This window comes from uncultured Erythrobacter sp., from assembly GCF_947492365.1.
Classification (GTDB): Bacteria; Pseudomonadota; Alphaproteobacteria; order Sphingomonadales; family Sphingomonadaceae; genus Erythrobacter.
On the sequence record NZ_CANLMB010000001.1, the window covers coordinates 149,945 to 167,716 of the forward strand.

Annotated in this window: 16 protein-coding genes; 5 read left to right on the forward strand and 11 right to left on the reverse strand. The window is 62.0% G+C overall.

Features of this window, described 5'->3' with window-relative positions; genetic code table 11:
* Positions 1 to 42: 42 nt before the first annotated feature.
* Both Q0887_RS00705 and Q0887_RS00710 read left to right on the forward strand, forming a co-directional pair.
* Positions 43 to 2,271, forward strand: coding sequence for a BamA/TamA family outer membrane protein (locus tag Q0887_RS00705; RefSeq protein WP_299191471.1), 2,229 nt, complete (start codon positions 43 to 45; stop codon positions 2,269 to 2,271).
* A complete protein-coding gene (locus Q0887_RS00710; RefSeq protein ID WP_299191473.1) occupies positions 2,271 to 6,479 on the forward strand; it encodes a translocation/assembly module TamB domain-containing protein in 4,209 nt (1,402 codons plus the stop codon). Before Q0887_RS00705 ends, Q0887_RS00710 begins: the two co-directional genes overlap by 1 nt.
* Before the next feature lie 24 nt (positions 6,480 to 6,503).
* Here Q0887_RS00710 and Q0887_RS00715 read toward each other — a convergent pair whose 3' ends face one another.
* The 7 genes from Q0887_RS00715 to Q0887_RS00745 all read right to left on the reverse strand — a co-directional run bounded on the left by Q0887_RS00715 (position 6,504) and on the right by Q0887_RS00745 (position 13,117).
* Positions 6,504 to 7,262 (reverse strand): lysozyme, encoded by a 759-nt coding sequence (locus Q0887_RS00715; RefSeq protein WP_299191474.1) that lies wholly within the window; start codon positions 7,260 to 7,262, stop codon positions 6,504 to 6,506.
* A gap of 97 nt (positions 7,263 to 7,359) precedes the next feature.
* On the reverse strand, positions 7,360 to 8,109 hold the full coding sequence (locus Q0887_RS00720; RefSeq protein ID WP_299191476.1) for a hypothetical protein: 750 nt from the start codon (positions 8,107 to 8,109) through the stop codon (positions 7,360 to 7,362).
* Between the two features lie 153 nt (positions 8,110 to 8,262).
* Positions 8,263 to 9,678, reverse strand: coding sequence for a type I glutamate--ammonia ligase (gene glnA, locus Q0887_RS00725; RefSeq protein WP_299191478.1), 1,416 nt, complete (start codon positions 9,676 to 9,678; stop codon positions 8,263 to 8,265).
* 83 nt (positions 9,679 to 9,761) lie between these two features.
* Positions 9,762 to 10,100, reverse strand: coding sequence for a P-II family nitrogen regulator (locus Q0887_RS00730; protein ID WP_299191480.1), 339 nt, complete (start codon positions 10,098 to 10,100; stop codon positions 9,762 to 9,764).
* Positions 10,101 to 10,310: 210 nt separating this feature from the next.
* Positions 10,311 to 11,246 carry an N-acetyl-gamma-glutamyl-phosphate reductase gene (argC, locus tag Q0887_RS00735; RefSeq protein WP_299191482.1) on the reverse strand — a complete coding sequence of 312 codons (936 nt, stop codon included), beginning with the start codon at positions 11,244 to 11,246 and terminating at the stop codon, positions 10,311 to 10,313.
* A gap of 20 nt (positions 11,247 to 11,266) precedes the next feature.
* Positions 11,267 to 11,620 carry a hypothetical protein gene (locus Q0887_RS00740; RefSeq protein ID WP_299191484.1) on the reverse strand — a complete coding sequence of 118 codons (354 nt, stop codon included), beginning with the start codon at positions 11,618 to 11,620 and terminating at the stop codon, positions 11,267 to 11,269.
* A 111-nt stretch (positions 11,621 to 11,731) separates the two neighbouring features.
* Entirely contained in the window at positions 11,732 to 13,117 is a 1,386-nt protein-coding gene (locus tag Q0887_RS00745) for a leucyl aminopeptidase family protein (protein ID WP_299191486.1), read from the reverse strand.
* Between the two features lie 95 nt (positions 13,118 to 13,212).
* Here Q0887_RS00745 and map point away from each other — a divergent pair, with 95 nt between their 5' ends.
* Positions 13,213 to 14,040: a type I methionyl aminopeptidase gene (gene map, locus Q0887_RS00750; RefSeq protein ID WP_299191488.1), complete on the forward strand. Its 828-nt coding sequence runs from the start codon at positions 13,213 to 13,215 to the stop codon at positions 14,038 to 14,040.
* Positions 14,041 to 14,205: 165 nt separating this feature from the next.
* Positions 14,206 to 14,469 (forward strand): hypothetical protein, encoded by a 264-nt coding sequence (locus tag Q0887_RS00755; protein ID WP_299191490.1) that lies wholly within the window; start codon positions 14,206 to 14,208, stop codon positions 14,467 to 14,469.
* On the opposite strand, the gene Q0887_RS00760 is transcribed toward Q0887_RS00755, so the two are convergent.
* The gene (locus Q0887_RS00760; RefSeq protein WP_299191492.1) at positions 14,466 to 15,116 is read right to left on the reverse strand and encodes a heme exporter protein CcmB; all 651 of its coding nucleotides are present in this window, start codon (positions 15,114 to 15,116) and stop codon (positions 14,466 to 14,468) included. The genes Q0887_RS00755 and Q0887_RS00760 overlap by 4 nt on opposite strands.
* Positions 15,113 to 15,709, reverse strand: coding sequence for a heme ABC exporter ATP-binding protein CcmA (gene ccmA / locus Q0887_RS00765; RefSeq protein WP_299191494.1), 597 nt, complete (start codon positions 15,707 to 15,709; stop codon positions 15,113 to 15,115). Before ccmA ends, Q0887_RS00760 begins: the two co-directional genes overlap by 4 nt.
* A gap of 76 nt (positions 15,710 to 15,785) precedes the next feature.
* On the opposite strand from ccmA, the gene Q0887_RS00770 reads away from it, so the two are divergent.
* Complete coding sequence (locus Q0887_RS00770) at positions 15,786 to 16,088, forward strand: 4a-hydroxytetrahydrobiopterin dehydratase (protein ID WP_299191496.1); 303 nt, start codon at positions 15,786 to 15,788, stop codon at positions 16,086 to 16,088.
* A gap of 1 nt (position 16,089) precedes the next feature.
* Here Q0887_RS00770 and Q0887_RS00775 read toward each other — a convergent pair whose 3' ends face one another.
* Together Q0887_RS00775 and Q0887_RS00780 are read right to left on the reverse strand one after the other, a co-directional pair.
* Positions 16,090 to 16,902, reverse strand: coding sequence for an SDR family oxidoreductase (locus Q0887_RS00775; protein ID WP_299191499.1), 813 nt, complete (start codon positions 16,900 to 16,902; stop codon positions 16,090 to 16,092).
* 37 nt (positions 16,903 to 16,939) lie between these two features.
* On the reverse strand, positions 16,940 to 17,767 hold the full coding sequence (locus tag Q0887_RS00780) for an SDR family oxidoreductase (RefSeq protein ID WP_299191501.1): 828 nt from the start codon (positions 17,765 to 17,767) through the stop codon (positions 16,940 to 16,942).
* Positions 17,768 to 17,772 lie beyond the last annotated feature (5 nt).

Consider the following 17,772-nt stretch of genomic DNA (forward strand, 5'->3'; position numbering starts at 1 on the left):
TTTTTGCGATTATTGAGGCTCATTCCGGTCCTTGCGGCCGGGTTGACTGCATCTGGCGTTCTGGCCGCCGATGGTCAGGTTGCGCCCGCAATCGAGGCAGAGCAGCAGAGTGATGAAGCGCGCGATGAGCCGTCAGCGCCTCCGCCCCAGCCTCCGCCCCCGCCTGTGCCGTCACCGGCTCCACCCTCTCGGTCACTCCCGACGCTGGATGAGCTGATACCTTCGAGTGCAGTTGAAGATACTGAGGGTTGGGCAGCTGATGGCGTAGGCACTGATGAGGACTCAGGGTCGCAACCTCCGTCTCCGCCAGATTCTCGACCACTGGCCGGTTTCGATATCGATGCGGCGTTGGACGGTCTTGAGATTCCCGAATTCGAACCTCTGGAGCCTGATGCGGATCGTCCGATATTCGCTCAGATTGAGGCTCCTGACCTCGTTGACCTACCCGAACTCGTCGACCGTCAGATCAACGACACACTCATTCTCGCATTTCCAGCCCAGCAGGGCGCATTCCCCGAAGAGGGGGAGTTCGTAACCCGCTATCGCGCTCTGTCTTCGATCCTTGCACTCGATTCCGCCGATGACACGGTCCCGCAACTGGCCGCGCGTGCGCGTTCGGACGAGCAGCTTTTGGCACAGATCCTTCGCACTTACGGATATTACGATGGCGAGATCGTGCGTCAGCTGTCGGGCGGTCGGCGAGGAGTTGATGCGGCGGAGCGTAACGATGCTCAGCGCATTGCAGAATCCGACCCGAGCGTGCGCTTTGATGTCCTTCCGGGTTCCCAATATCGCTTTGGCGCGATTGATCTGGGAGGGCTAGAAGTCTTGGCCGATCCCGATGGCAGCGATTTGCGTGCCGCATTCGGGATTCGACCCGGCGATCCGCTCTATGCGGACCGGATTGTTGCGCAGCAGAGTGCGCTCAGGCTGGCGCTGGGCGAAAACGGCTATCCCTTTGCCGATCTTGGCGCGCCCGAATTGCTCATCGACCATGCGCGAGAAGAAGGCGATCTCGAGCTGCCTGTCCAGCCGGGCGGCAAGTTCGTCTTTGGCGACGTCATCAGCAGCGATCCGGAATTTCTGTCGAGCCGCCACCTTGCGCGCATTGCGCGCTTCGACGCTGGCGAGACCTATCGCACCAGCCTGCAAGCCGATCTGCGCCGCGCGATCCTCGCAACCGGCCTTGTGTCGAGCGTTGCCATCACAACCCGCGAAGCAAGCCCGCCTAGCGGAGACGCACCCGGCGAAGTTGCGCTCGATGTCGAGCTCGAACGCGCGCCCTTGCGCACCATTTCCGGGGCAATCGGTTACGGCACCGAGGACGGGATCAAGGTCGAAGCCGCATGGGAACACCGCAATCTCTTTCCGCCCGAAGGAGCCTTGCGGCTGCGCGGTATCCTCGGCACGCGCGAACAACTTGCCAGCGTCACGTACCGTCGCAGCAATTTCCGCGCACGCGACCAGATCCTGACGGTGGACGCCTATGCCAGCGACATCGAAACCGAAGCGGTTGATGCGCGCACTGTGGCCTTGCGAGGAGCGTTCGAGCGGGTTTCTAACCTGTTGTTCCAGAAACCGCTCAGCTGGCAGGTCGGCGCCGAAGCGCTCTACACCGATGAGCGCAACCACGTGACCGTCGGCATCGCCCGCCCGCGCCAGACCTATATGATCGCGGGGCTGTTCGGCAGTGCGACAATCGACTCAAGCGACGACCTGCTCGACCCTACCAGCGGGTTTCGTGTGACAGGATTCCTCGCGCCCGAAGTCTCGCGCTCGCTCGGCAATGAAGATTTCTACTTGCGCGCGCAGGGTGATGCGAGCGTCTATCGTGACGTAGGTCCAGCCGTGGTTGCCGCGCGTGTCCGTGTGGCGACAATACAAGGTGCAGACCCGTTCGACATCGCACCATCGCGCAGACTCTATGCAGGCGGCGGCGGATCGGTGCGCGGATACGGTTTTCAGGCGATCGGTCCTCGTGATGCCTTCGATGAGCCCACCGGTGGTGCCTCGCTGGTTGAATTCGCGCTCGAAGCGCGGGTGCAGACCGGATTGCTTGATGGCGCGGTTGAAGTCGTGCCGTTCGTGGATGCAGGCTCGGTTTCCGCCAGTTCGTCACCCGATTTCGGCACCATCCGATACGGCGCAGGTCTGGGTGTGCGCTACAAGACCAGCTTCGGCCCGATCCGCGTCGATGTTGGCGTGCCGCTCAACCCGACCGAGTTCGATGCGCCGGTTGTGGTCTATGTTTCGCTCGGGCAGGCATTTTGATGGCTGGCGAAGCAACCACTTCTTCCGCGGCAAAGGCCAATCCTTCCCGCAAGCGCATCTGGGCCAAGCGGACTGGATGGCTGCTGGCGATCCTGCTTGCGCCGCTATTGCTGGCAGGCCTGTTTCTGAGCACATCGATTGGCAAGCGTTTCGTCACTGACCAGATTGCGCAAGTCTCTCCCGCATCGGGTCTGCGCTTTGAAGTTGGGCGGATCGAAGGCGACATTTACGGCGCAGCGGTGCTGCATGATGTGACGGTCAAGGACACCGAGGGCACTTTCCTCACGATCCCCGAAGCCGAACTCGACTGGAACCCGCTGGCGTGGATATGGAGCGGGATTGATATTCGCGAGCTGACCGCGCGGCGCGGGACGTTGCAGCGTCTGCCTCAACTGTTGCCGGGTGATCCCGACGCGCCGATCCTGCCCGATTTCGATATCCGCATCGATGATTTCACCATCGACAATTTGACCTTGGCAGAAGGCGTCGCGGGTGAGGCCTCTCAACGGGTCGATTTCCAGGCCGAGGTTGATATTCGCAAAGGGCGCGCCCTGATCGATGCCGAAGGTGCGTTCGGCTCCGAAGACACGCTCGACATGCTGATCGATGCCGAACCCGATGGCGACCGCTTCGATCTCGCGCTGGATTACCGCGCGGCGGCGGATGGCCCGATTGCCGCGCTTGCTGGACTCGATGCCGCCTATGAGGCGCGCATTGCAGGCGAGGGTACATGGAGCGACTGGCTGGGCCATGCGCTTGTGCAGCGGCAAACGGATGCTGGGACCAGCCGTGTTGCGGGTTTTCGCCTGACTAATTCCTCGGGTGTGTACGGAGCAATCGGGCAGGTGACTCCGGATTTGGCGAGCGACACGCTGATGGATCGCGCGGTTGGTGATGCGCTTTCGCTGGCGGTATCGGGCACGCTGCAAGAGGCGGTGTTCGACGGAGTGCTTGCCGCTGTCAGCCCCGCGATTGATCTGCGCGGTCAAGGCGCGCTCGACCTTGCTGCTAACAGCGCTGATCCATTCCGACTTCGCGGCAATTTGCGCGATCCGGGGCTGTTCGCGGGCAATGTCCTGCTTGAAGGTCTGCAATTCTCCGCAGACCTCGACGGGCCATTCCGCGACCTTGTTATCGGGCATGAGGTGACGGTGGACCGGCTGGTCGCGGGCGAACTGACGACTGCAAGCGGGCTAAGGCAAACCGGCACAGCAGCCTTTGATGGTGAAGCCTTGCGCGTCCCGCTCGCGGTCACCTCTGCGCAGATCGTCACCGGTTACCCGGTGATCGATCCCCGGCTGCAACAGGGTACGCTTTCTGGCTTGCTCACCCTCACCGGCAGCGATCTGGCGATTGATAACGCTTTGGTCGCCTTTGACGGGCTCAATGCCCAGCTTTCACTGCGAGGGGACGTTGCGAGCGGAGCCTATGCGCTGGCTGGGCCAGTGACGGCGCGGGGTCTGGCGCTCGAAAATGTCGGCTCCGTCAACGCCAATTCCAAGATATTGCTCACTTTCGGGTCGCAAGTGCCGTGGAACCTGAATGCCAATATCTCTGGCGTGCTCAGCGAAATTGCAAATACGAGCCTTGCCAATATCGCAGGCGAACCCGTCCGTTTCGACGGAAGTTTCGGCATGGGCGCGGGCCGTCCGATTGTGATGCGCGATGTGGAGATCGATAGCGAGCGATTGCAAGCGCGGCTCGACAGCCGGATCATTGGCGAGCGCACCACGCTTTCAGGGTCGGGTGAGCACAACGCATATGGCCCCTTCACCTTCGATGCCGAACTGGCGGGCGAGGGCGCGAGCGCGACATTGGTGCTTGCCAATCCTTATCCAGCGGCAGGGCTTTCCAATGTGCGTCTGGGGATCGCGCCGAGCGAGACGGGCTTTGCGATAGCGGCGAATGGCCGCTCCCTGCTGGGTCCGTTCGAAGGGACGCTCGGCCTCGCTCTGCCAGCTGACGCTCCCGCCCGCATCGACATCGAGCGACTGCGCGTCACCCGCACCAATGTCACTGGATCGCTGAACCTGCTCGAAGACTATGTTGAGGGCACGCTGGCCGTAAATGGAGGCGGGCTGGACGGCACAATCGCGCTGGCGCCCTCGTCAGAAGGTGCGCAAGCCTTCGACGTCGAGCTTGCCGCCCGCCGGGCCGGATTTGGCGGAGAGGTGCCGCTGTCGCTTGCCCACGCCGATATCGAGGCAAGCGGTTTCTTCACCCAGAATTCCAGCCGGATCGAGGCGGATATGGAGGGCCGCAGGTTTGCATATGGTGCGCTCTCAATTGACGCCTTCAATGTCGAAGCCGAGGTGATTGACGGACGCGGGAGTGTCCAGGCGGCAATTGCCGGAAGCCGCGCAGACCGTTTCCAGCTCAAATTCGATGGCGATTTCGAGCCGGGTCGGATCGCTGTGATCGCGCAAGGCGAATATGGCGGGCGGCCCATCACCATGCCGCGTCGCGCTGTGCTGACAGCGCTGGACGACGGCGGCTATCGCCTCGCGCCGACGCAGATCGGATATGCGCGCGGCTATGCGATTGCGGAAGGCATGGTCAGCGGCAATGCCGTCGATCTCGACATTCAGCTCGCGCGGATGCCGCTGCGGCTGGCCGATCTTGCAGGCGCTGAGTTGGGGCTTGGCGGGCGGCTTTCGGGTGTGGTCAATTGGAGGATGCGGGGTGATGCACCCCCCACCGGCAGCGCGCGCGTGCGGATCGACGACTTCACCCGCTCCGGCCTCGTGCTCTCTTCGCGCCCGATAGACGTCTTTGTGGTTGCCGACCTCGCACCTACCCAGCTCAGCATCGGGGCGCGGCTGCGCGAAGGGGATAGCGAGCTTGGGCGGCTCGATGCCCGCGTGACAGGGATCACTGGCGGTGCGGACTTCGGGCGCAGGATCATGCGCGGACAGCTTGATGCGCGGCTGAGCTATCAAGGTCCCGCGCAGTCGCTATGGCGCCTCGCGGCAATCGAGACATTCGACCTTACCGGCCCGCTATCGGTGGAGGCCCGCGCGACCGGTACGCTAGACGATCCGCGTTTAACGGGCGACCTGTCGAGCGACGATCTGCGGCTCCAGAGCGCGATTTCGGGCACGGACATCAACGATATCAATGCGCGCGGGCGCTTTGCCGGATCGAGGCTTGAGCTTACACAATTCGCCGGTTCCACGCGCGGCGGGGGAAGCGTGAGCGGCAGCGGCTATGTCGACCTTGCCAATATCTCTGCCAGCCGTGGTCCAGAGATCGACATCCGCGCCGCCGTTACCGATGCACGGCTGCTCAACGCAGCTGGCCTCGATGCGACTTTGACCGGCCCCTTGCGTATCGTCTCGAACGGAGTGGACGGCACGATTGCGGGCCGGGTCACGGTCAACCGCGCGAGCTGGGCGCTGGGTGTTGCAGCCGAAGACCTGCGGCTTCCCACCATCGCCACGCGCGAGATCAACCGGGCGGACAGCACTACGATACAGAGCGCAGCGAGCGGAGGCTCGTGGCGTTACCTCGTCGATGCGCGTGCGCGGCGCGGTATCGCCGTCGATGGCATGGGTCTGGCCAGCGAGTGGGGCGCTGACATTGTCCTTCGCGGGACAGTCGACGACCCGCGCATTGGCGGCGAGGCGCGGCTTGTCCGCGGCGATTACACCTTTGCTGGCACCCGCTTCGAGCTGACCGAGGGTCGGATCGAATTTGACGAGAATCGCCCAATTGATCCGCGCCTCGATATCGAGGCCGAAGCGAGCGCCAACGGCACCAATGTCACCATCGCCATCACAGGCAATGCCCAGACCCCCGAAATCGGCTTTTCTGCCACGCCTGCCCTTCCTGAAGAGGAGATCCTCGCGCGGCTGCTGTTTGGCGGCTCGGTCACTTCGCTTTCGGCGACCGATGCAGTCCAGCTCGGTGCTGCCTTGGCAGCGCTGCAAGGCGGCGGAGGCGGGATCGATCCGATTGGCCAGCTGCGCCGCTCGATCGGCCTCGACCAGCTCCGCATTGTGAGCGCCGACCCAGCGCTGGGCCGGGGAACCGGCGTCGCATTGGGCAAGAACCTGGGTCGGCGCTTCTATATCGAACTGGTGACAGACGGGCAGGGTTACAGCGCATCGCAGGTCGAATACCGCGTGACGAGCTGGCTCGCTTTGCTCGGCACGGTTTCGACCATCGGGCGCGACAGCGTGCTCGCCGAGATTAGTCGGGACTACTAGCTCGCGCCTACTAGCTCGCGCCAATCAGCTCACATAGAGCTTGGCCTCAGCCGCGCGCCTGCGCACCAAACCTTTGAGCACCCGTCCGCCGGCCTTGTTCCAGCGCGCGAATTCCGCTGCAGCGCCGGCATAGTCGCCCGCATTGTGCTTCTTTGTGAGCGTCGCGCGGCTGATCGCGCCGGTGTTGTAGTGAAAGCTGACCATGGCATCGAACTGCTCTTGCGAAGTCGGCGTGTCGCCAATCGCGCGCTCGACATCGCGAGCATAGCGCACCAGATCATCATCGAGCCGTTTGTCGCATTGCTCCTGTGTCCACACCGTATCGGGGCCGATGCGTTCCGTTCCGCCAAGGCCGGGTCCGGTTGCGCCCCAGCCGATGGTCCATGGTTCCGCGCCGGTGCCGGGATCAGGATAGGCCTCTACCAAGCCATCGCGGCGCAACCTTGCGCAGCCTTCAAAGCGTTTGATGAGCGCGGTTCCGGCCGTCCCGATCTTGCGCTTTCTGAGGAAGGAAAGGCGATCCTTGCGCCGTATCGAAGGGACACTTGGACCGCCTGTTACACGGTCCAGAGAGGAAACTTTCGCTGCCTCAGCATCAAGTCCTTCGACTCGGGTTTCGAGCCCGGTGTCAGGGCCCATATCAGGGCTTTCATCGAGGAGGTTGTCGAGCGCATCGACTTCAGATTGCTTGAAGCCGCGCCCGAGCATCCGGCGAACCAGATCAAAGATCGGCTTGCGCGGGGCGGGTTGGGGGGCGGCTTTGGTGGTTGGATTGTGTGACATTGGGGAACCTCGGGAATCTGCGAAAACGAGGTCCACCTATTAGGCACAAAATGCCCCTGTAGGAAAATGGTCAATGAAGAGCGGGCCGCGCGCGTCCTCAGGGTTCAAGTGCGCGCAGCCACGGCTCACACTGGTAGAAGTCCTCTGCGCAGGCTCGTTCAAGCAACGCGAGGCCGCCTTCTAGGTCTTTCTCACCGCCATCGCCGCTGATCATCATCTCGGCGAGCGAGCTGCAACTGTAGACATCGCCCAGCTCACAGCCGCGTGCATAGGCGGCGCGCGAGGCGATCCAGCTCGCCTCCACATCTTCGCCTTCATTCTCGTCCCAGCTCGATTGCTGGTAGCGGGCGCCAAGGAACTGGCACGAGATCGCATTGCCGCCCTCGCAGCCCAGTTGGACCATCTCAAGCGAAAGCGCACGGTCCTGCGGTCCGCCTTCGCCTTGCCCGGCCATGCTCGATGCTGTGGTGCACGCGCTTAGCATGCCGCCGCGACAGGCCGCGACAGCGCTGCTACGTTGGAGTGATTGGTCGATGTCTCCACCGCGGCCGCGTTCCGCGTAGCGGACAAGAGTAACGCAGGCGAGCAAGTCGCCATTGTCGCACATTGTGCTGGCCAGAGTGCGTGATGCCGCCTCGTCGTCGTCGGAATAACTGTTGTTGAGCGTCGCCAGCAACGCCCGGCATGCAGCTGCATCGCCATTGTCGCAGGCTTCGCTCACAATCGCTCGGGCACCGTCATTGTCATAATCAGCCGCAGCCGCCCGCGCGGCATCGATAGCGGGGCTTTGCGCATAGGCGAATGCTGGCGCGAGAAGCAGCGCGAGTGCTGCGAACGGCTTGAACATGGTCACAAATCCTCTCCGATTTTGCGCCTTGATAGAGCAGTTCCCGCAAGCGGAGTTGTAAGAAATGGACGCGAGCTGGGAATTCGGGCGTGCAAAGCAAAAGGCCGCCCGGTTGCCCGGACGGCCCTCTTTTGCGTTTACAGTGAGATCAGATCAGCTGCTGTAATACATGTCGAACTCGACCGGCGACGGGGTCGTTTCGAGACGCAGCTGCTCTTCCCATTTGAGCTCGGCATAGGCCTCGATCTGATCCATCGAGAAGACATCGCCCTTGAGCAGGAATTCGTAGTCTTCTTCGAGCGCTTCGAGAGCTTCACGCAGCGAACCGCAAACGGTCGGCACATCGGCAAGCTCTGCGGGCGGTAGGTCGTAGAGGTTCTTGTCCATCGCATCGCCGGGGTGGATCTTGTTCTCGATCCCGTCGAGGCCCGCCATCAGCAGAGCAGCAAACGAGAGATACGGGTTCGCCAGCGCATCGGGGAAGCGGAACTCGACGCGCTTTGCTTTCTCGCCCGCGCCATACGGAATGCGGCACGATGCCGAGCGGTTGCGTGCGGAGTAAGCCAGCAGCACGGGGGCTTCGAAACCGGGCACCAGACGCTTGTAGGAATTGGTGGTTGGGTTGGTGAAGGCGTTGAGCGCCTTGGCGTGTTTGATGACGCCGCCGATATAGTGGAGGCAGGTTTCCGACAGGCCGGCATATTCATTGCCCGCGAAAGTCGGAACGCCATCTTTCCAGATCGACATATGGGTGTGCATGCCGCTGCCATTATCGTCTTTGATCGGCTTGGGCATGAATGTCGCGGTCTTGCCGTATTGGTGGGCGACCTGCTGCACGACATATTTGTAGACCTGCACCTGGTCAGCCGTCTTGGTCAGCGTGCTGAAGGTGATGCCGAGCTCGTGCTGCGCAGCGGCCACTTCGTGGTGGTGCTTGTCCATGTTGAGGCCCATTTCGAGCATGGTGGAGACCATCTCGCCGCGAATATCGACAGCGCTATCGACCGGCGCGACGGGGAAGTATCCACCCTTTGCGCGCGGGCGGTGGCCCATATTGCCGCCCATGTCGCTGTAATCGGTGCCGGTGTTGGTCGGCAGTTCGATATCGTCGATGGCAAAGCCGCTGCCGGCATAGCCATCTTCGAAACGGACGTCGTCGAACATGAAAAATTCAGGCTCCGGCCCGACATAGATCGTGTCGCCGATACCGGTTGAAGCGAGGAACGCTTCGGCGCGTTTGGCGGTTGAGCGCGGATCGCGCGAATAGAGCTGGCCGTCCGACGGCTCGACAATGTCGCAGCAGATCGAGAGCATCGGGGTGCTGCTGAACGGATCGATATAGGTCGCGTCCATATCAGGCTTGAGGATCATGTCGCTTTCGTTGATCGCTTTCCAACCCTCGATCGAGGAGCCGTCAAACATTAACCCATCTTCAAGCGCATCTTCGTCCATGGCGACCGCCGCCATAGTCAGGTGCTGCCACTTGCCCTTGGGATCGGTGAAGCGCAGGTCGACCCACTCGATTTCCTCGTCCTTGATCCGTTTTGCGATGTCACTCACGGTAGCCATGATGTCTTACTCCAGCTTTGGTTTTGGTTGCGGCCACGCCTGAACCGGCGCGCCGTTATTCGAATTGAGGGTGTTTGGTCGGGCTAGATCGCGTCGTCGTCGGTTTCGCCGGTGCGGATGCGCAAGGCGCTTTCGATCGGCGAAACGAAGATCTTGCCATCACCGATCCGGCCGGTTTGCGCAGCGGCGGCTACCGCTTCAACAACGCGCTCTGCCTGATCGTCGGAGACGACTACTTCCAGCTTCACCTTGGGCAGGAAATCGACGACATATTCAGCGCCGCGATAAAGCTCGGTGTGGCCCTTTTGCCGGCCAAAGCCGCGCGCCTCGGTCACGGTGATGCCGGACACGCCGATTTCGTGCAGCGCCTCCTTCACCTCGTCGAGTTTGAAGGGTTTGATGATCGCTTCGATCTTTTTCAATTTGCTGCTTCCCTGATGAGCAATGCTTTGTGGCATTTATGAATCAAGAAACGTGCCAATCAGCGCGCGTGCGGAGGGGGCATTGAAAGTGCTTGGATTCCCGCGCCTTGCCGGTTTTAAGCGGCGCGAGGTGGCGCCAAAAACCCTCGTGGCTGCTCATACAAGAGGCTGGATGTGCTTAAAAAATAGGCAGCCTCATGCTGCCAGCATTCAGAGCCGCAAACCGGTGGTTTCGGGCAGGCCGCACATAATGTTCAAATTCTGGATCGCAGCGCCGCTCGCACCTTTGCCGAGATTGTCGAGCCGGGCGATCAGACGGGCTTGGTAGTCGCCTTCAAAAACGAACAATTCCATACCGTCCCAAGGCTCTGCGCTGCGCTTAAGGAGAAGCTCTGGCACGGCCTCGGTTCCGGGATTGACGGTTACGATCTTGCTGTCCGAAAAGGTATCCTGGAGCTTGGCCAGCAAGATTGGCTTCACCGGTTCCACAAAATGCTCATCCGAAATTGCATCAAGTGGAATGGGAACATCGACAATCATTCCGCGATGCGCGGGTATCACTGCCGGCGAAAAGACGGGAGGCAGACCTAACATTGCATGAGCCTGCATCTCGGCAAGGTGCTTATGATTGAGGCCAAGCCCATATGCCCTGAAGGCAATATCCGGTTCATTTTCGAATCGCTCAATAAGCGCATTTCCTCCGCCGGAATACCCGCTCACAGCATTGACGGTATAGGGCCAGTCCGGCTCTAAAATTTCGGCGCGCACCAACGGCGCGACTAGCGCGAGGAAGCCGGTCGGATAACAGCCCGGGTTGCTCACATACTGGGCATTGGCGACCTTTTCTTGCCCGATCAGCTCGGGAAATCCATAGGTCCAGCCATCGGCCACGCGGTGCGCGCTGGAGGCGTCGATGATGCGCGTGTCCGATCCTTCGGCCAGCTCCACCGCATCGCGCGCGGCGTCATCGGGCAGGCACAGGATCGCCACATCCGCAGCATGCAGGGCATCCTTGCGCGCGGCCTCGTCCTTGCGCTGCGCGTCGTCGAGCACGATCAGCTCGAACTCCTCACGGCCATCCAGCCGGTCGCGAATTTCAAGGCCGGTTGTACCGGCAGCTCCATCGATGAAAATGCTTGTCGCCATGGCGCGCAGCCATAGCCGGATCAGTCAGCCAGACAATGGGCTTTCATATAACCGCTCGGGCCATCGGGGCCGAGACAACCCCAGATCCACTCGCCAGCCACGTCGAGAACTTCGACCCGTGTGCCCGCTTTGAAGTGTGTCACAACCGGCGAATCGTCGCGGGTGTTCAGCATGACATCGGCGCCGTCAGACCCGATCACACGCTCATGCGGGATCACGTAATGCGCCGCGAGATGCTTTCCGGCGAGCGCGATATGGGCGAGGTCGCCGCGCAGAGCCAGCGTGCCAGGCGCAGGCCTTTCGACGGGGCCTTTAAGGCCCAGCCCGCCTGTCGGCACCGCATACTTCCCGTTCTGGCTTTCGCCCGCGCTCATCGTTCGTGTTGTCTCCAGCCCCACTCCCCAAGCGGGCTTTTGCCGCGCTTAGACGAGGCGCTTGGCTCGGGCAAGATGACGGCGCGAGTTGCAGACAGCTTAGCTGCTGAACTAGTCGGCAAAGCGGGCCTGCAACATGTGCCATGCAGCGCGCAGGCCATAGGCCGCGCCGCCCTTTGACCGGCCCGGCTTGGGGTAGGGACGCCAAGCGAATGTGTCGAAATGCACCCAGTCGATCCCTTCGCCAACGAAGCGGTCGAGGAACAGACCAGCGACGCTCGCGCCGGCATAGGGGTTGGACTGGGCGTTGACGATGTCGGCGATGTCGGACTTGAGGTAATCGCGATAGGCCTCTGGCAGAGGCAGTCGCCACGGCTCGTCATCATGCGCCTTGCCCGCTGCGATCAGAGCGTCAGCGGTTGCATCCTCGCGCGCCATCATCGCCGCGTAATCGGGGCCAAGCGCGATCCGCGCTGCGCCGGTCAGCGTGGCGAAGTCCATCACCAGATCGGGCTCCTCTTCGCTCGCACGGGTGAGCGCATCGCCGAGGATCAGACGTCCTTCGGCATCGGTGTTGTGGATTTCGACCGAAAGCCCTTTGCGGCTGGAAAGCACATCGCCGGGCCGGAAGGCCGGGCCGGAAATCGCATTCTCGACTGCGGGCACGATCAGGTGGAGCTGCACTTTCAGGCCTGCTCCCATGACGAGGCCTGCAAGCGCCAGAGCATGCGCAGCGCCGCCCATATCCTTCTTCATCAGCCGCATTCCGGCAGCCGATTTGATATCCAGCCCGCCTGAATCGAAGCACACGCCCTTGCCGACAATCGCCAGCACCGGCGCGCCTTTCTTGCCCCATTTGAGGTGGAGCAGGCGCGGCGCGTGTTTGCGATCCGCAGCGCGGCCAACCGCATGGACCATCGGGTATCCCTGTTCGAGCGCATCCCCCTTGGTCACGTCGAGCTTTGCACCATGCGCCTCTGCAAGGCGCTCGAACTCGGCCTCGATCGCTGCTGGCCCCATATCTTCTGCTGGCGTGTTGACGAGATCACGCACCCACATCTCTGCCTGAGCTTCGGCCATAAAAGCGGGCAGGCGGCCAACTTGCGAAGTCAGCAATGTGCGCGGGCCGCTGGCGCTCTCGTCATCCTTGTAGCGGGTGAAGCGGTAATGCGCGGTCAGCCAGCCAAAGGCGGCGGCACCCGGTTCGTGATCGACAAGGCGGTACGTGCCTTCGGGTAGGCGCTCCGCCAGTGCGGACAGGCAATAGCTTGATAGGTTTTCCGGGTCCGCTACCCCGCCGACTGCGACAAAGCCGTCTCCGTCTGGCGCGATCCCGACCGCACCCGGCGATCCGTCAAATTTCTGCGCGGATAGGCTTGCACGCTGGCCTGACGAGAGGCTCTTGGTGAAACTGTCGAAATCCGCCTTGGTGGTGAGGTGGATCGCGATGGCGTCCTGCCCGCGATCGGGCTGGATGAGGTCTTGGATGTCGGTCATTTGGCTGTCCATAATCGCGTGCTTGAGCTTGTCACGCATCAATTGCGGTGAACCGGCACTCGCAAATTCGCAAGTGGGCCGCTATATCGCTGGCTATGACTGAATACCAACTCGTTGAAAGCGACCAGACCGTCTATCGCGACGGCACGATCAAGCTCCACACCGAAGAAGGCTTCGAAGGGATGCGCAGGGCCGGGCAATTGTCCGCGCGCATTCTCGATGAAGTGGCTGACTGGGTGCAGCCCGGTGTTACGACCGAGAGCATCGATACGCGCGTGCGCGAAATGATGATGGATGCGGGCGCGGTTCCGGCGACGCTCGGCTATCGCGGCTATACGCATTCGAGCTGTATCTCGATCAACCATGTGATTTGCCACGGTATTCCGGGACCGAAAGTGCTGAAAGATGGCGACATACTCAATGTCGACGTGACCTCGCTGCTTGACGGCTGGCACGGTGATACGAGCCGGATGTATTATGCAGGCGAGCCGAGCCTAAAGGCCAAGCGGCTGGTCGATGTCACCTATGACTGCCTAATGCTGGGGATCGAGGCGGCGGGCAAACCGGGCGCGCGGCTGGGCGATATTGGCGCTGCGATCGAGGCGCACGCCAAGCAGTTCCGCTACGGAGTGGTGCGCGAGTTTTGCGGGCATGGCCTAGGCCGACTGTTCCACGACGCTCCCGAAGTGGTCCATGCAGCTAAGGCGGGCACGGGGCCTGAACTGAAACCCGGCATGTTCTTCACCATCGAACCGATGATCAATCTCGGCAAACCATGGGCGAAGGTTCTCGGCGACGGCTGGACTGCGGTAACGCGTGACAAGTCGCTGAGTGCGCAGTTCGAACACAGCCTTGCGATCACCGAGGACGGGGTGGAGATTTTCACCAAGAGCCCGACTGGTCGGGACAAGCCACCTTATTAAGGCTTTGGCGCGCAGGTGTTAATCACCGCATAGTCACGCGGGTATGGGCCTTCGCGGCATGCTGCCAAGGCCTGCGCCGCACTCAAAATTAACCGCGAGAGATAACTCTCGCGTCATTGCTGCATGCGAAAAGACGCCCCTCATACATCTGCTGAGGGTCTGAAGATGTCGAAGGTCACGCTTGCAATTCTGTTTGCGGCAATAGTCTTGATCATTGTCGCCACTTATTTCGACATCGCCTACCTTGGCGGCGGTCCGGGCGTGCTTCTGGTCGCCGGGTTGGCCTATTCCTATGTCGTTGCGAAACGCCAGGCGGCGCTTATGACCTATGTGCTGGGCGAAAATCAGATTGTGCCGAAGCAGGAGGTTCGCAAACCCGCGCAGGTGCCCAAAGGGCTTGGAAGCCAGCCGAAGGCGCGCTCTATCTAAACCTCCCGCGCGGCCCTGATCGCCGCCCCTGCTGCAAACGGCGCGAGCGCCACCAGCAGCAGGCTGATCGCTGCCACAAATCCCAAGCTCGCCGCATCCTGCCTCGCCAGCGCGCCTGCGCCGAAAATCAGGATCGGAAGAGCGAGCGGGATTAAGAGGAGGCCCGACAAAGCGGCTCCGGCACGCAGGCTTGCGGTTAGGGCTGCGATCATCAGGCCGATAGCGGCGAGGCCCGGCGTGCCTGCCAGCAGGCCAAGCAGCAGCAGGTGCAATGTCGGCATATCGAGCGCCAGCAGCGCGGCGGCGGGAAATGCGGCTAGCACCAGAGGCGGGCCGAAGCTCAGCCAATGGGCGGCAAGCCGCACCGCCATCATCATCTCTTCGCTCGCGCCGCGCAGCTTGAGCTGATCGAACACTCCCAGCTCGATGTCCTGCGCCACTAGCTTTTCCAGCGGCAGGATCGCTGCGAGCAAGGCGGCGATCCACACGACCCCTCCGCCGGTGCGCGAGAGGAGATCAGCGTCCGGCCCGACTGCGAAGGGATAGAGCATCGCCACCGCGACAAAGAACACCACGGGCAGCGCCGCGCCTCCTCCTGCAAAGGGGAAGAATTTCGCCAGATCGCGCCGGAACATCGCGCCGATCATGACGGTTCCTCGCGCGCGGCGAAATCTTCGATGGAGAGGGTCTTGAGGCCGGAAATCGCGAGCGGCTGGTGCGAGGCGATCAGGGCAATTCCGCCGCCCCCAATATGCAGCTGGATCAGCGAGGTAACCTGCTCGATTGCGCTCGCATCAAGGCCAGATAGCGGTTCGTCGAGCAGCCATACAGGCACACCGCGATTGAGCAGCGCAGCCATGCCCGCGCGCTTGCGCTGGCCGGTCGAAAGGTAGCGCACCGGCACTTCGAGCAGGGGTTCCAAACCGAGCACTTTGAGTGCGCCCGCAGGATCGTTACAGCCATCCACAAGCTGCCAAAATGCCAGCGCTTTGCCCAGCGGTTGGTCGGGATCGAGGGCAGGGCGCTCGTCGAGCAAGCCAAGTTCGCCATGGCTCAAAATCTCGCCTGCAAAAGGCGTCGTCAGCCCTGCCAACGCCCGTATCAGAGTGGTCTTGCCGGTCCCGTTCGCGCCAGTCAGATGCAGCGCCTCGCCCGCGCTCAGATCGAAGGACAGCCCGCGAAACAGCAGCCGGTCGCCGCGGCGGCAGGCGAGGTTCAGCGCGGACAGTTTGGCTTGCATGACCGGCAGCGTTAGGCAAAAGCCTCAAGAGTCTCAACACCCGCTCACAACACGCCGTGCGAAAGGAGCCATTCCAATGGCCACTGTCCCCGAACTCGATGAAGCCGAACGCAGCCGCTTGCTCGCCGATCATCCCGAATGGGAACTTGCGCGCGAGGGCAAGGCGATCATTCGCACCTTTCAATTCGGCAATTTTTCCGAAGCCTGGGGCTTTATGAGCCGCGTGGCGCTGCTCGCCGATGCGCAGGATCACCATCCTGAATGGTTCAACGTCTATGCCAAGGTGGAAATCACCCTGACCACGCATGATGCGGGGACGAGCGGCGGTTTGTCACACCGCGATGTCAAGCTGGCCCGGGCGATTGACGCGCTGGTCTAGGTTAGACCTCGATCCCCATTCCGCTCTTGCGCATTTGCTTGCGAACCATGCCGGGCAGCCAGCGCTTTAGCCGCCGCAGACGGCCCGCTTCGCGGCCGACGGTGTAATGCAGATCGTCGCCATGCACCGCGCGCCACACCACGTCGGGCACGATATCGACTGACGACACTTCGACGCCCTGTTCAATCAGCGCCTCTTTAGCAGTCTGGTTGGTGCCTTCCTGCACTTTGCCGATGATCGGTGTGTCGATGAAGCCGGGGCAGAGTGAGGCCACGGTGATCCCGTCATCGGCCCATTCGGCATCGAGGCTTTCAGTGAGCCCGCGCACCGCCCATTTGGTCGCGCAATAGGCGGCAAGGCCCGGCGCGCCGATGATCCCGGCAAGGCTCGCCGTGTTGAGCAAAACCGATCCCGGAGCGCTCGCGGCGAGATAGGGGTGCGATGCCTGTGCGCCGAAGATCACGCCCTTTAGATTGATGTCGAGCATGGTGGTCAGCTCGCCCTCAGCTTGATCCACCAGCGCTCCGCCTTCACCGATCCCGGCATTGTTGAAGACCACGTCGATCCGTCCACCTGCGGCTTCATTGAAGGCCTTGAGTGCAGCCTCCCATTGCGCTTTGTCGCGCACGTCGAGTGTATGGGTCGATGCGCGGCCCGAGGAGATCATGCCGAGCGTCTCGGCCATTCCGGCCTCGTTGATATCGGCGATCCCGACAAACCAGCCCCTCTCGGCAAAGAACACCGCTACCGCGCGGCCAATGCCCGACGCGCCGCCGGTGATGAAGATCGAACGTGTGGCTTCGCCTGTGGTCATTCTTGTTTCTCTCTCAAACTATTGGCTCGCGCCCAAATCAGCCTCGACCGCCGAGCAGACCGGCGGAATCGCGCTGCTGCTTACGCACACGGCCCGGCATCCAGCGTTTGGCGAAATTGATCCGCTTGGCCGTCTTCCCGACGAGGTAGTGCACATCTTCGCCATGGACGGCCTGCCAGACGGTTTCGGCGACTTCCTCTACCGGAGTGATCTCAAGGCCGGCATCCTGCACGCGGTCGCGGATTTGCTCGTTCGATCCGCGATGGCCGGTGCCGTCGAGCAACGGGGTTTCGATAAAGCTGGGGCAGATCGAGGCGACTTTGATCCCTTCGGGCGCCCATTCTGCGTCCAGGCTTTCGGCGATCCCGCGCACCGCAAACTTGGTTGCGCTGTAAACGCTCATTCCGGTGCCGCCGGTGATACCCGCCGCGCTCGCAGTGTTGATCAGAGCCGATCCGGGCGCGGTTTTCTGCAAGTATGGATAGACCGCCTGCGCACCGTAGAGCACGCCGCGCAGATTGATGTCGAGGCAGCGGTCGATCTCCTCGACCTCCAATTCGGCCAATGCGCCGCCAGTGCCGATCCCGGCATTGTTGAACATCACATCGATCCGCCCGCCTGCTGCTGTGGCAGCGGCTTCGAGAGCAACGTCCCACGCCTTGCGGTCGCGCACGTCGAGTTGATGCGAATATTTGAACCCGCCGCCGATCAGGCCGAGCGTGTCTTCCATCCCCTGAACATTGACGTCGGCCACGGTGACGAACCAGTTGCGTTCGCCGAAATAGCGCGCAACCGCCCGGCCAATGCCCGACGCACCTCCGGTAATGAAGATGTGACGGCGTGGCTGTGCGCCTGATCCAGACATAGGAG